A 12,001-nucleotide genomic window follows, 5' to 3' on the forward strand; every position below is an offset into this window, starting at 1 on the left:
CAACACTTTGAACCGACGCATGATCCTTCCTGAAACCGTCCCGGTTTCCGGGGCGTGCGTCTTGTGGAGGAGATCAACCATGAACAGACGTGAATTCCTGATGACGTCCGTGGCCGCGGGCGCCATGATGCTGGCCGCACCTTCGGCGTTCGCCGAGGATAAGCTGACCATCCTTGGCTCGGTGCCCAATCTCGGCTTTCCGTTCTTCGTGCACATGCTGAACGAGATCAAGGCCGAAGCGCAGGCCCAGGGCGTCAACCTGACCGAAAGCGACGGACAGAATTCGGCCACCAAGCAGACCGCCGACATCGAGGCGGCGCTGGTGCAGAAGGTCAACGCCATCGTGATTTCGCCGCTCGACGTCAACGCGCTGGCGCCGGCCATCGAGGAAGCGGTCAAGGCCGGCGTTCCCGTGGTGACGATCGACCGCCGCGTCGACGGTGTCCAGGGCATTCTCGCCCATGTCGGCGCCGACAACGTCAAGGGCGGCGAGGCGGAGGCGCAGGCCATGGTGGCGGCGTTCCCCAACGGAGCCAAGCTGTTCCACCTGCAGGGCCAGCCGGGTGCCGGTCCGGCGATCGACCGCAACAAGGGCGTGCACAATGTGCTCGATCCCTTGAAGGACAAGTACCAGATCATCTTCGAGCAGACCGCAAACTTTGCCCGCGCCGAGGCGCTGTCGGTGACGGAAGCCGGGCTCGCCGCCAATGGCAAGCCGGACGCCATCATCTGCGCCAATGACGACATGGCGCTCGGTGCGCTCGAAGCCTGCGCGGCGCGCAACTTCACCGACGTCAAGATCTACGGCTTCGACGCGCTGCCGGAAGCGCTGGTTGCCGTGCGCGACGGCAAGCTCGCCGGCACGGTCGAACAGTTCCCCGGCCAGCAGTCGCGCACCGCCGTGCAGATCGCTGTCGCCTACGCCAAGAACAAGACCGAGCCGAAGGAGAAGCTGGTGCTTTTGACGCCGATCGTCATCGGCAAGGACAATCTCGACAAGGCCGAGAGGTTGAGCGAGACGAAGTAGAACTTGGCGGAGACAGGCTCATTGGCAAGGCTGGCGGGACAGCGCGCCGAAGGCGGGCGCGCTCCCGCCACTTACCGCAATACGGGAGCAACCCTTGCCAGCTGAAGCCGCGCCCGTCCTGCTTGCCGTCGAGGGCGTCACCAAGCATTTCGCCGGTGTCACCGCGCTGAGCGACGTCTCGCTCGACATCCGCCCCGGCGAAATCCTCGGCCTGCTCGGCGAGAACGGCGCGGGAAAATCGACGCTGCTCAAAATTCTGTCGGGCGTCATGCCGCCGTCCAGCGGGCGCATCATTTTCGACGGCGCCGAATACGCGCCGTCCAGCCCGCAGGATGCCAAGCGGCTCGGCATCGTCACCATCTACCAGGAGCTCAGCCTGATCCCGACGCTGACCGTGGCGGAGAATATTTTCATCGGCCGCGCGCCGGTCGGGCCACTGGGGCTGGTGAGCTGGCGGCGCATGGAACAGGATTCCCGCGACATCATCGCCCGCGTCGGCCTTTCCATCGATCCGATGACGCCGGTCTCGGCGCTGTCGGTGGCCGAGCAGCAGCTGGTCGAGATCGCCCGCGCGCTGTCGCTCAAAAGCCGGCTGATCATCATGGACGAGCCGACCTCGGCGCTGACCGAGACCGAGGTGCAGCGGCTCTTGTCGATCATGGGCCGGCTGCGCCGGGACAAGGTCGCCATCATGTTCGTCACCCACCGGCTGGAGGAGGCCTCCGCCATCTGCGACCGCATGACGGTGCTGCGCGACGGCCGGCTGGCCGGGCATCTCGACCGCGACAAGGGACGGCCGATCCAGTTGCCGCGGATCATCGAGAAGATGGTCGGCCGGGCCGCTTCCGAACTCTATGCAAGGCCGGTGCAGCGCGCGGTGGCCGGCGATGTCGTGCTGTCGGTGCGCGGCCTGCGCACCGTGCGCGACCCTGAGGCGCCGCATGCCATCGTGCTCGACGGCGTCGACATCGATCTCAAGGCCGGCGAAATCCTCGGCGTCGCCGGGCTTGTCGGGTCGGGCCGCACGGAGCTGGCGCGCGCCATTTTCGGCGCCGACCGCATCGCCGCCGGTACCATCACGCTCGACGGCAAACAGATCGCGCCGGCCTCACCGGCGGATGCCATCGCGCTCGGCATCGGCCTGGTGCCGGAGGACCGCAAGCACCAGGCGATCTTTGCCGCGCTCGGCATCCTGCCCAATTTCTCCGTCGCTTCGCTCGGCACATTCAGCAACGGCTTCGGCTTCATGGCCGAGCGGCGCGAGCGCGACGCGCTGTCGGGTTTCAGGAAAATGCTGTCGATCCGGATGGCCTCGGCCGAGCAGGCGATCGAGGGCCTGTCGGGCGGCAACCAGCAGAAGGTGATCCTGGCGCGCTGGCTGGCGCGTGACCCGAAAGTGCTGATCGTCGACGAGCCGACGCGCGGCGTCGATGTCGGCGCCAAGGCGGAGGTGCATCAGATCCTGGTGCAACTGGCGGCGCGCGGCATCGCGGTGATGATGATCTCGTCCGAGCTGCCCGAAGTGCTGGCGGTGTCGGACCGCATCGTCACCATGCGCCGGGGCCGCATCACCGGTGAGATGCCGGGCGTCGAGGCAAACGAGGAAAAACTGATGGAACTGATGGCGCTCGACAGCCAAGATGCGCTTGGGCAGGATGCGGAGGATCAGGCACGATGAGCATCGCCGAAGAGCAGAGCCAGCGCGGCGGCGCGACGATCGCGCGGTTGCTGATGAGTTTCGGGCCGCTGCTGTTCCTGGCGGCGCTGGTCGTCGTCTTCACGGTGCTGAAGCCGAGCTTCATCGACCCGATCAATCTGTTCAACATCACGCGGCAGATCTCGATCACCGGGCTGATCGCGCTCGGCATGACCTTCGTCATCCTCACCGCCGGCATCGACCTGTCGGTTGGCTCGCTGCTGGCCTTCTGCGGCATGGTCGCCGCCGTCGTCGCCAAGGGCGGTGCGGCCAACACGCTGTCGCTGTCGACCTCAGGCACGCAGGGCTATGGCTGGTTCGCGGCGCTGCTCGCCGCCGTCATCGTCGGCGCCGCCGCCGGCGGCGTGCAGGGGCTTGCCATCACCCGACTGAAAGTGCCGCCCTTCGTCGTCACGCTGGGCGGGCTGACGGTGTTTCGCGGGCTGACGCTGACCATCTCCAATGGCGGCCCGATCTCCGGTTTCGACGCCTCGATGCGCTGGTTCGGCACGGGGCTGATCGGCCCGGTGCCGGTGCCGGCCATCATCTTCGCCATCGCCGCGATCCTGTGCCACATCGTGCTGCGCTACACGCGCTATGGCCGTGCCGTCTACGCCGTCGGCGGCAATGCAGAGGCGGCACGGCTCTCGGGCCTGCGCGTCGACCGCATCCTTGTCTCGGTCTATGTCATCGTCGGCTTCTTCGCCGGGCTTGCCGCCTTCGTGCTGTCGGCGCGGCTCAATTCCTCGGAAGCGGTCGCCGGCATCGGCTACGAGCTGACGGTCATCTCCGCCGTCGTCATCGGCGGCACCTCGCTGTTCGGCGGCATCGGCTCGGTCGGCGGTACGGTGGTGGGCGCGGCGCTCATCGGCGTGCTGCAGAACGGGCTGCAGTTCAACAATGTCTCGTCCTACACGCAAAGCATCGTGATCGGGCTCATCCTGATCCTGGCGGTGGCGTTTGACCGGTGGCTGAAGTCGCGGGTGCGGCGGTAAGGGCAAGAGGTCTGCGCTCACCCCCTCTGTCCTGCCGGACAGAGGGGGCGCCTCGCACCAGCACTTTCACCCCGGCAACTGCTCCTCGATAATCCGCGCCGAACCCGGCACCAACTGCCTGGCCTGATCAAACCGCAGCACGACCATCCATTTCCCGGCCCGGTTGCAAAACGATCGGGCCTTGCTAGAAAGGCCTGGGGCGGGTGGCATCGTGAGAGACCTCATGTTTGCCGATATCATCAGGCCGATCAGCTTGAGTTTTTCGCTGCTGCGGCGCTTCTGGCCGCAGCTTGTCGCGCTGGTGCTGGCCGGGGTGCTGGCCGGCGATCTCCTGCTGCAGCTGGCGGCGAAAGTGGCGCTCGCCAATCATTTCGCCGGGCTCGCCATGCTGACGCTGGTGGCGCTGGCGCAGCTGGTGGTGACGGTGGCGATGTTCCATGTGCTGCGCCCCGGCCTGCCGCATCTCTTGGCCGCGCAGCGCGGCGCCGACAAGGCCGCGAAGCAACAGGACACTGCCGACCGGCGCGGCTCGCGGCTGGTGCGCATGATCACCATCGCGCTGCTGCCTTTCTTCGCCTATTACGCGGCCTGGGGGTTTCTCGGCGATATCGTGCGGCAATATTCGCGCGCCACGCTCGACCAGGCCGATTTCGGCCAGGCCGGAAATGTGCTCGACGTGCTGGATTCGCGCTGGCTGCTGATCTCGGTGGCGGTGTCCTGGCTGATCCGCCGGCTGGCCAAGTTCATGCAGACGAAAACCAAGACCGCCTCGTTCTGGCAGATCGTGGTGGTGATCTGCGAGACCAACTGGATCTTCGTCGGTCTCTATGTGATCAGCCGCTGGAAGGACACGGCGCTGCAATGGCTGATGAGCCGCTCCTTCTGGTCGGCGCTGCAGGCCGCCGCCGACGGGCTGGCGAGCGCGGTGCCGGTGGCGAATGCGGCCCCGATGGTGCCGGTCGAAATCACCTCGATCGCGCCCTCGACGGTGGCGGTCAACCTGTTCTTCTACATGCTCCTGCCGCTGATCTGGCTGGTCATGGCGGCGCTGATCTACGGCTATGACGTGCGCGACGATGCCGCCCTGATGCGCGTGCACGATCGGGTGGAGCGCTTCGGCGCGCGCTATGCCGGCCTGCCGAAATTCCTGCGCGACTTCGTCGAGCATTTCATCGCCGGCTACCGCTCGCGCTATCTGCCGATCGCCAATGGCGTGCGGCTGACGGTGAGTTCCAGCCTGCTGCTTCTGTGCACGCTGATCGTCGGCTATCGCCTCATCGACTGGGGCGCCGCCTGGCTGTGGCTCGGCGCGACGCGGCTGATCGGGCCGCACGAACTCGATGTCTGGCAGATTTTCTCGCACGGCGTGACGCTGCTGTTCGGCAGCCCGTTCCAGGATTCCTCCACCGGCATTTTGATCGAGCCGATCAGGATATGTTTTCTAGCCGCGGTGCTGGAGACGGCGTTTTCGCTGAGTTCCCTTCGCCCCGTTCACGGCGAGAAGGTGCCGACAGGCGGATGAGGGGCGGCGCTGACGTGAAAGAATTGGGCTTGGATACGCAAAGCCGGTGCTGACGCGACGTTGGGCAAATCAGCCACTTACCGGAGCGTTGGCGCTGCGCCTCATTGCCCTGCCGGGCGTTCGTCACTCGAAAAGCCAAGCAATTGGCTTTTCGTCCGCTTCGCGGACCGCTTCTCAACTCCCCGTATAGTGACGGGGAGAAAGTAGCTATTTCGGCGGGCGCTGGAAGCGCAGAAACCAAGGCCGCTCGCTGCCCAGCCCGACCGCCGGGCGGATGGTTTTCACCGCATCCTCCGGCACAATAAAAGTGTCGCCGATGGTGATGGTGTCGCCCTTCCTGGCGCTGGAGAAGATCGCCGAGGTGCAGCTCATCACACCCGCCGGCAGGCTGACGCCGCTGATGGCATCCGGCAGCCAGCGGCGCCCGGCGGCGTCGGTCAGCATCAGCTTGCAGCCCAGCCACTGCTTTTGCAGGTCGGGGTCACCTATCTTGACCGAGAACGTGGCGATGACGGCGAAGGCGTGGTCGGGCAGGCGGCCGGCCTTGCCGCCGCGCAGATCGGCCAGTTTCCAGTCGCTGCCGCCGAACGGCACGGCCTGGCCGAAATCGACATCCCGGGCGATGAGGTCCTCGCCATGCAGCCATTCGCGCAGGCTGTCATAGCTGGTCTCGGCCAGCGTCAGCGGCAGCAGGATGGCAAGCGCGACAAGGCTGCGCCGCCGCCATTTTTTCTCGGGCTGCCGGTCTTCGCCGGCGATCGGTCCGGTAGAAACGGCGCTCATGACTTGCCTTGAGGTGTCCGGGCCTGCGGGGCATCCAAGTCGAATTCCGGCAGCACATCCGCCGGCTGGCCGTCGGCGCTTGTCGGCACCCCATCGAGGCTGATGCGCGCCTGGGCGTCGAGCGGGGCGAACTGGCGCGCTGCTATCAGCAGGCTGGCGCCGCGGATCTGGTCGGGCGGTATTTCGAACACGAACAGGCCGCGCTTCTCCAGGCCCGGATCGACGCCATGCGGCGGCATGTCCTGGCGGTAGCCGAGCCGCTCCGTCTGGTGGTAGCGCAGCCCGGTCGGGCCTTGCCAGGTGCCCTCGGCAACCGTTGTGGAGGCGGCGGTGGCGGTGAGATTGGTCGACACCACCGCCCACAGGCCGCTGGTGGTCAAAGACCTTTCCTGGCCGAACTGGTTGGTTTTCAGGGCGCGGGCAAAGACGACCTTGTCGAGCCGGACATCGAAGCTGCGCGCGCGCACGGTGTCGCGCATGGCGCCATCGACCGGGATCGGCGCGGTGAGGTCGGCATAATGTGGTTTCGACACCTGCATGCCGTAGCTCAGCGCTACGGTGCTGGCGAGGATGACGAGATTGCCGAGGATGCGGATTCTCATGAGCCGGTTCCCGGCGCCGGCACGTCGGCGACCGGCAAGGTGATGGTGCCGAGCCGGTAGGGATTGAACCAGCCGGGCATGCCGTAGAGGTTGTCGCGCGGCTTGAAGATCTCGGCGGTGACGCCGAAGCTCAAGCTGGCCGGGACAGCGGCGTCGCCGGCCAGCGGCCAGACATAGGCCATGCGCTCGGTCATGCCGGGATGGAGTTCCGGCGTCAGCGTCGAATCACGGATTAGCGCGATCGTCGGCATGGGGTCGGGCAAGGTGATGCCGTCCGGCTTGAAGACATCGAAATAGGCCTTATCGGATTGCGCGGTGCGGTTGGTCATGTCGGCCTCCAGCACCAGCGCCTTCTGGCCGGGCTTCAAGAGCACGCCATAGGTTCTGGCGTGGCTGACATAGGCGCGCACCGGCTGGACGCGCCAGCGCCCGGCATCGATGGCGGCATCAAGCGGCAATTGCGGCGGAGCGTGGGCGGGCAGGGCGCCGAAAGCGCCCATCAGACCGGCGACGAACAGCGCCGCGATGGTCCCCGCGCCGGCCGTGATCCAGGTTTGAACTTTTGAGCGGGCAGTCCTGAACATTCCAAATCATGCACGTCGAACAGCCACCCACGCACAATCTAGAAAGAAACAGAACCGATTGGAACCCGCAAATGGCTGGTCCAACATGGCCGGTCTTCAGGCCGCTTCGCGCGCCCACAGGCGATGGCCGTGGCGGCGGAAGAAGCGGGCCACGAGACGCTGCTGCCTCGCCCGGACGAGGTCGGGCAGGCGCCGTTCCTGGCGCCAGCGCGACATGTTGCGCCAGCAGGCGATGAAACGGGCAGTGTCCTCGATGGCCTCCTGCGCCGACAGCGCCGGGCCGATCGCCGCCAGGAACAGCGGTTCGGATTGTTTCAACTCGTCGATGACGGCCTTGCGCCGGAAATGCTCCTGGCGGGCCTGCGCGATGCCGTTGCGGCGGATCGCCTCGAAGGCTTCAAGCAGAGCAGGGCTGTCGCCGGTGTAACCGCAGGCGCGGGCGAAATCGGCGGCATCCATCATTGCTCCCGGGTCTGGTGCGGCAGGCGACTCACGTTTGTGAGTTTTTGGAAGCATAACTCAAAAATTGATAAAAGGGAAACTTTTGGGAAAGTGTTAAAACTGCGACTCGACTCCAGGGCTAAAACGCAGGATTATGCGAACAAATCAGGAACAAATGGGGTGGAGTGGCAATGGCATTGCCGGGCAGGAAACCAGTCATCGCGCATGTCGTCTCTATATCGGTCGAGTGCGCCGATTGCGGCCGCAACAGATGGTGGAAACCGGATGAACTCCGGCGTTTCGGGGTGACGGGCAGCACGCCGCTGGCGGAGCTTTCTGGCCGCATCGTCTGCTCGGCCTGCCGCGCCGACGGGCTGCCGGGCACGGCGATCTCGATCCAGGCGGCCTTCCTCGACGAGCGCCAGCGCGTGCGCAGCGAAGCGCAGATGCTGAGCGAGCGCGAGGTGCTGGTGGAGGGGGCGAAGCGGGCTTGAGGGGGCTGGTTCTTCCTTCTCCCACAAGGGGAGAAGGAAAAAGGGCCTAATATCCCAGCAATTCCTTCAGCGGGATGACCCGCCAGACATGCTTGATCGCGTAGCGGTTGAAGGTCAGCGTCTTGGGCGGATTGTACTGCTCGACCACCAGCTCGCCCGCCGTGCGCTTGACCAGCTTCTTGATGAAGGCCTTGCCGTTGCGCTCGTTTTCTTCCGGAAACGTCTCGATCACCACATGGTCGCCGGGGATCGCGTCGCGGCCGCCGCAATAGATGAGGTCGCCGGGTTCGTAGCGCGGCACCATGGAGTCGCTCAGCACATGCAGCGCGAAGACTTTCGGCAGGTTGCGCACGCCCGGCGGGCGCTGGACATAGCCGGCGGGCTCGCCGTTGAAGGTGAAGTCGCCGTCATCGCCGCCGACCGCGGCGCCCAGCACCTCGATATCCATTGAGCCGGCGGGCATCGGGCCGGCATCGGTGACGATCTCGGCGTCGGCCACCGGGCCGGCATCGTCGAGGAAGACGACCTGCCCCTGGCCGAGTGCGACCGGGTCGACGCGCAGGAAGGCGGCGGTCTTCAGAAGGTTCTCGGTCTTGGGCAGGTTGCGGCCGGTTTCCCAATTGCCGACGGCAGCGACATCGGTGTCGTTGTGCTCGGCAATGTGGCGCATGACCAGGCCGCGCTGCTTGCGCGCCTGGCGTATCGCCGCCCCGACCTTGATCGACAGTTCCGTTTTGGCCATGGCACCCATGTGAGCGATGAAAGCGGCTCTCGTCTATGAAAGAATGGCTTGCATATATTTTTGAGTTATGCTTATATCCGGCCATGCAAAACCTGTCCAGCTTTCATGGCGCGGTAGCGCCGGCCTCACGCGAGGCAAACAAGGCGACCTATGTCGCCGCCCTTCCGTCCCGGCCGTCCTCCTCCCCGGCCGAGGCGAAGCCCGAGCGCCTTGATGCCTCGGGTCCGGCCCGCCCGTCCCCGGCGGCCGGAACGGCCGGAGCCGCCGCTCCCCTCGGCTCCGGCCCCCAAATCGACCGGCCCGTTTTGTTCGCCGGTCCTTATGCGCGCTGCTGCATCCGCACGCAGGACGGCACCGTGTTCGAGCCGATGACGGGCAGGGCGGTTTCGGCTCCCGACAGGAAGACCGCCGGGGCGCGGCTGGCGCGCCTGGCCGCCGGGCACGCGATCCGCCCCGGCTGATCCGGCCCGCGAGCCGGCTTTCGCACCGAACCACCCTGACCGTGGCCCGGACCGGGCCGAACCCTGACGCCTGGCCGACGGCGCGCTCTCGAGCGCTGCCGAAGGCGGACCCCTGGATGGAGCCTGGAGATGGCAAGCTACAGCGACGCCGAACTGCAAGAGATCGCCCGCTGGCTGCAGGAGGGGCTTTCGGCCTCGAGGATCGCGGCGGCGTTCAGCGCGCTGCGCGGCAGCCCGGTGTCACGCAACGCCATCATCGGCATCGTCCACCGCAACGCCATGCTGGGCGCGATCGGCTTTGCCAATGGCCGTGGGATACCGCCGGCCGCGAGACAAGCCGCCGGCGAGCAGGCAATATGCAAGCCGGCGGCCGCAAAGCAGGCAAATGGCAAGCCCAGCGGCAAGGCAGTGGCGCAACACCGCGCCGGCGTCCACGCCGCCGGGGACGCGCGCAAGAACAAGGCGCGGACCAGGCGCGAATCCTCGCCGGCGTGGCTGCCGCCGCGCCTGTTCGTGCGCGAGGTGGGCATGCTGATCGCCGATGGCGAGGCCTACCGTCTACAGGTGCCGGCGCCGCAGCGCGCACCGATCGGCCGCCAGCCGCATGGCGTGGCGATGCGCTTCATCGACTGCCTGTTCGACCGCTGCCGCGCGCCGCTCGATCTCACGCTGGAAGAGGATCCGGAGAACGAGGCGCCGGGCGGCCGGCCTGGCGCCGACATGCTGTGCTGCGGCATGCGAACGAAAGCACAGAAAAGCTACTGCGGCTACCACCAGGCGCGGTTTCAGCGGCGGGTTTGCCAGTGAGCTTATTTCGGTATCTGCCGGCCCTGCTTGGGCATGCGGCTTTGCACGCTGCGTGCCTCGAGCCGCATGGCCGGGCCGCCTTCGGCAACCAGGATGCCGGAGACGCGGGCAAAGCCGGTGAACACCTTAATCGCGTCGGATTCGGAGATCTGCGCGGCGATCGCGGCACTGCAGGCGTTGAGCGCGCTGCGGTAGACGTGACCGCGCCGCTCGATCGGCCAGCGCTGCAGGAAATCGGCGGCATCGCTGACGCTGTCGATCTCCTCGACATGTCCTTCCAGGCTTACTTTGAGCGGCACTCCGGTTTTCAGCGTACCCACGGCGTCCACCTTCGATCTCAGCGAGACTATAAAGCCCGCGCTTATAAACGCGCAAGGCCGCCACGCGGTTGCATCGCCCCGGCGTCACGGGCCGGCGGCGGCGTCGAGCCAGTCATGCGCGCGGCTTCTCGGCTTCACCACCAAGATGCCCTGTTGCCTGGCGGCCTTGCTGAAGGCCTCGAAGGCGGTACGCGGGCAGCAACTGCCCTCGACCGCCAGGCGGACCAGCCTTGCGGCTTCGATGTAGGCGGGTGCGGTCTTGTCGGGCCATTGCTGTCGCAATGCCGTTTCGGCGTCGGCCACCGAGCCGACCAGCATGGTCTTGTTGTTGCAAAAGCGCAGCGTAATCGGCATGAACGCCGTCATCGGCAAACCTCCCCTTTGCATCGACGCGTCATAACGTGCGGGCCGGCGGCTGGTTCCATTAGCTTGCGTGCAGGCATGGTATGAGCGAGCGGCCCTTCATGCAGCTCTACGTCTCCGATTTCGTCGGCGACACCTTGCAACTCTCCACCGAGCAGATCGGTGCCTACATGCTCATCCTGATGGCGATGTGGAACGCCGGCGGCCGGCTGCCCGATGACGACGCCAAGCTCGCGCGGGTCGCGCGCCTTTCCCTGAAAAGATGGCGCGCCATCAGCGCCGATCTGTTGGGTTTCTTCGAGCGCCAGGCGGGCGAGATCGGCCACAAGAGGCTGACCAGGGAATTGCACAAGGCGCAGGTCAAAAGCGAGGCGAGGGCCGCCGCCGGCGCACGCGGCGGTGCCGTCACCGCCTTGAAAACAAAGGCGCATGGGGCGGCAAGTGCCGGCGCTTTGCCGCGGCATTCTCCAGACTCCAGAAACCAGAGTGAAAAAGCTTCCGCTTTTTCAGGCGAAAACAACAGGCATGTTTCGGCGCAAGGACAACGAGAGCCGTTCTGTCGCGACGGTGCGCAGCGTTCTTCATCGCGCGCGGCCAGTTCCAAGAAACCGCCCGGCTGGCAGCGGCCGAGAACCCATGCCGACGCCGCCAACGCCATCATCGAGGAGATCCGCAGCCATGACCGCAGCCGAACTGCAGCAGGCGACGAAGGCGCTGGCGGCGATGTTCTCATGCTTCCCGCAATCCGCCCTGACTGACGTCGAGATGCAGATGCGCGGCTATCTCGGCGCGGTGCGCGACGCCGAGCTTGCCGATCTGCAGGCCGCCATCCAGCGCTTCGTGCGCGGCGAGGTGAGGAGCGGCAACGCCCAGTTCTGCCCGTCCAGCGCGCAGCTCTGCATCGAAGTGCGGGAGCGGAAAACGATGCGCGAGCTGATGGCGCGGCGGGCGGCGCAAGCGCCCGCGAATCTGGTGACGGGATGATCAGACCGGTCGGTGGGACAGCGCCCCCCTCTGGCCTGCCGGCCATCTCCCCCACGGGTGGGGAGATTGGCAGCGTCGCCGGCGCCGCCTTTCCTGCAACGCTGATGATTGGCGAAAGCCGACACGACATCTGATCTCCCCCCTCGTGGGGAGATGCCTGGCAGGGCAGAGGGGGGCGCT

Annotated in this window: 16 protein-coding genes; 9 read left to right on the top strand and 7 right to left on the bottom strand. The window is 66.3% G+C overall.

The window, feature by feature from the left end; translation table 11 throughout:
* The first annotated feature begins 79 nt into the window (after positions 1 to 79).
* From CK228_RS22215 to CK228_RS22230, 4 genes are all read left to right on the top strand, one after another.
* Positions 80 to 1,027 carry a substrate-binding domain-containing protein gene (locus CK228_RS22215; protein ID WP_027047106.1) on the top strand — a complete coding sequence of 316 codons (948 nt, stop codon included), beginning with the start codon at positions 80 to 82 and terminating at the stop codon, positions 1,025 to 1,027.
* Between the two features lie 94 nt (positions 1,028 to 1,121).
* The gene (locus CK228_RS22220) at positions 1,122 to 2,705 is read left to right on the top strand and encodes a sugar ABC transporter ATP-binding protein (RefSeq protein ID WP_095789242.1); all 1,584 of its coding nucleotides are present in this window, start codon (positions 1,122 to 1,124) and stop codon (positions 2,703 to 2,705) included.
* Positions 2,702 to 3,718, top strand: coding sequence for an ABC transporter permease (locus tag CK228_RS22225; RefSeq protein ID WP_038648308.1), 1,017 nt, complete (start codon positions 2,702 to 2,704; stop codon positions 3,716 to 3,718). The genes CK228_RS22220 and CK228_RS22225 overlap by 4 nt, the downstream gene beginning before the upstream one ends.
* Before the next feature lie 223 nt (positions 3,719 to 3,941).
* On the top strand, positions 3,942 to 5,240 hold the full coding sequence (locus CK228_RS22230; protein ID WP_095789243.1) for a hypothetical protein: 1,299 nt from the start codon (positions 3,942 to 3,944) through the stop codon (positions 5,238 to 5,240).
* 207 nt (positions 5,241 to 5,447) lie between these two features.
* Here CK228_RS22230 and CK228_RS22235 read toward each other — a convergent pair whose 3' ends face one another.
* The 4 genes from CK228_RS22235 to CK228_RS22250 form a co-directional block, all read right to left on the bottom strand.
* Entirely contained in the window at positions 5,448 to 6,023 is a 576-nt protein-coding gene (locus CK228_RS22235) for a hypothetical protein (RefSeq protein ID WP_095789244.1), read from the bottom strand.
* Entirely contained in the window at positions 6,020 to 6,625 is a 606-nt protein-coding gene (locus CK228_RS22240; protein WP_095789245.1) for a hypothetical protein, read from the bottom strand. The genes CK228_RS22235 and CK228_RS22240 overlap by 4 nt, the downstream gene beginning before the upstream one ends.
* Positions 6,622 to 7,209 (bottom strand): hypothetical protein, encoded by a 588-nt coding sequence (locus CK228_RS22245; protein WP_095776041.1) that lies wholly within the window; start codon positions 7,207 to 7,209, stop codon positions 6,622 to 6,624. Before CK228_RS22245 ends, CK228_RS22240 begins: the two co-directional genes overlap by 4 nt.
* 96 nt (positions 7,210 to 7,305) lie before the next feature.
* The gene (locus tag CK228_RS22250; protein ID WP_095789246.1) at positions 7,306 to 7,668 is read right to left on the bottom strand and encodes a hypothetical protein; all 363 of its coding nucleotides are present in this window, start codon (positions 7,666 to 7,668) and stop codon (positions 7,306 to 7,308) included.
* 173 nt (positions 7,669 to 7,841) lie between these two features.
* On the opposite strand from CK228_RS22250, the gene CK228_RS22255 reads away from it, so the two are divergent.
* The gene (locus CK228_RS22255; protein WP_095776040.1) at positions 7,842 to 8,144 is read left to right on the top strand and encodes a hypothetical protein; all 303 of its coding nucleotides are present in this window, start codon (positions 7,842 to 7,844) and stop codon (positions 8,142 to 8,144) included.
* 46 nt (positions 8,145 to 8,190) lie between these two features.
* Here the strand turns inward: CK228_RS22255 and CK228_RS22260 are convergent, their stop codons facing one another.
* Complete coding sequence (locus CK228_RS22260) at positions 8,191 to 8,895, bottom strand: helix-turn-helix transcriptional regulator (RefSeq protein WP_095776039.1); 705 nt, start codon at positions 8,893 to 8,895, stop codon at positions 8,191 to 8,193.
* Positions 8,896 to 8,921: 26 nt separating this feature from the next.
* On the opposite strand from CK228_RS22260, the gene CK228_RS22265 reads away from it, so the two are divergent.
* Positions 8,922 to 9,347: a hypothetical protein gene (locus CK228_RS22265; protein WP_095789247.1), complete on the top strand. Its 426-nt coding sequence runs from the start codon at positions 8,922 to 8,924 to the stop codon at positions 9,345 to 9,347.
* Positions 9,348 to 9,476: 129 nt separating this feature from the next.
* Positions 9,477 to 10,154: a GcrA family cell cycle regulator gene (locus CK228_RS22270; protein ID WP_095789248.1), complete on the top strand. Its 678-nt coding sequence runs from the start codon at positions 9,477 to 9,479 to the stop codon at positions 10,152 to 10,154.
* Between the two features lie 2 nt (positions 10,155 to 10,156).
* Here the strand turns inward: CK228_RS22270 and CK228_RS22275 are convergent, their stop codons facing one another.
* Both CK228_RS22275 and CK228_RS22280 read right to left on the bottom strand, forming a co-directional pair.
* A complete protein-coding gene (locus tag CK228_RS22275; RefSeq protein ID WP_179296009.1) occupies positions 10,157 to 10,483 on the bottom strand; it encodes a DUF982 domain-containing protein in 327 nt (108 codons plus the stop codon).
* Between the two features lie 75 nt (positions 10,484 to 10,558).
* Positions 10,559 to 10,840: a DUF982 domain-containing protein gene (locus CK228_RS22280; protein WP_095789250.1), complete on the bottom strand. Its 282-nt coding sequence runs from the start codon at positions 10,838 to 10,840 to the stop codon at positions 10,559 to 10,561.
* 80 nt (positions 10,841 to 10,920) lie between these two features.
* Between CK228_RS22280 and CK228_RS22285 the strand changes: the two genes are divergently transcribed.
* Both CK228_RS22285 and CK228_RS22290 read left to right on the top strand, forming a co-directional pair.
* The gene (locus CK228_RS22285) at positions 10,921 to 11,595 is read left to right on the top strand and encodes a DUF1376 domain-containing protein (RefSeq protein WP_095776034.1); all 675 of its coding nucleotides are present in this window, start codon (positions 10,921 to 10,923) and stop codon (positions 11,593 to 11,595) included.
* Complete coding sequence (locus CK228_RS22290) at positions 11,516 to 11,821, top strand: hypothetical protein (RefSeq protein ID WP_142878302.1); 306 nt, start codon at positions 11,516 to 11,518, stop codon at positions 11,819 to 11,821. Before CK228_RS22285 ends, CK228_RS22290 begins: the two co-directional genes overlap by 80 nt.
* The last annotated feature ends 180 nt before the right edge of the window (positions 11,822 to 12,001 follow it).

The organism is Mesorhizobium sp. WSM4312 (assembly GCF_002294875.1).
Lineage (GTDB): Bacteria > Pseudomonadota > Alphaproteobacteria > Rhizobiales > Rhizobiaceae > Mesorhizobium.

Bases quoted from the DNA above. Each gene is read 5' to 3' on its own strand.
- CK228_RS22215 (WP_027047106.1), top strand. From the start codon at position 80: ATGAACAGACGTGAATTCCTGATGACGTCCGTGGCCGCGGGCGCCATG.
- CK228_RS22225 (WP_038648308.1), top strand. From the start codon at position 2,702: ATGAGCATCGCCGAAGAGCAGAGCCAGCGCGGCGGCGCGACGATCGCG.
- CK228_RS22230 (WP_095789243.1), top strand. From the start codon at position 3,942: ATGTTTGCCGATATCATCAGGCCGATCAGCTTGAGTTTTTCGCTGCTG.
- CK228_RS22235 (WP_095789244.1), bottom strand. From the start codon at position 6,023: ATGAGCGCCGTTTCTACCGGACCGATCGCCGGCGAAGACCGGCAGCCC.
- CK228_RS22240 (WP_095789245.1), bottom strand. From the start codon at position 6,625: ATGAGAATCCGCATCCTCGGCAATCTCGTCATCCTCGCCAGCACCGTA.
- CK228_RS22245 (WP_095776041.1), bottom strand. From the start codon at position 7,209: ATGTTCAGGACTGCCCGCTCAAAAGTTCAAACCTGGATCACGGCCGGC.
- CK228_RS22250 (WP_095789246.1), bottom strand. From the start codon at position 7,668: ATGGATGCCGCCGATTTCGCCCGCGCCTGCGGTTACACCGGCGACAGC.
- CK228_RS22255 (WP_095776040.1), top strand. From the start codon at position 7,842: ATGGCATTGCCGGGCAGGAAACCAGTCATCGCGCATGTCGTCTCTATA.
- CK228_RS22260 (WP_095776039.1), bottom strand. From the start codon at position 8,895: ATGGGTGCCATGGCCAAAACGGAACTGTCGATCAAGGTCGGGGCGGCG.
- CK228_RS22265 (WP_095789247.1), top strand. From the start codon at position 8,922: ATGAAAGAATGGCTTGCATATATTTTTGAGTTATGCTTATATCCGGCC.
- CK228_RS22270 (WP_095789248.1), top strand. From the start codon at position 9,477: ATGGCAAGCTACAGCGACGCCGAACTGCAAGAGATCGCCCGCTGGCTG.
- CK228_RS22280 (WP_095789250.1), bottom strand. From the start codon at position 10,840: ATGACGGCGTTCATGCCGATTACGCTGCGCTTTTGCAACAACAAGACC.
- CK228_RS22285 (WP_095776034.1), top strand. From the start codon at position 10,921: ATGAGCGAGCGGCCCTTCATGCAGCTCTACGTCTCCGATTTCGTCGGC.
- CK228_RS22290 (WP_142878302.1), top strand. From the start codon at position 11,516: ATGACCGCAGCCGAACTGCAGCAGGCGACGAAGGCGCTGGCGGCGATG.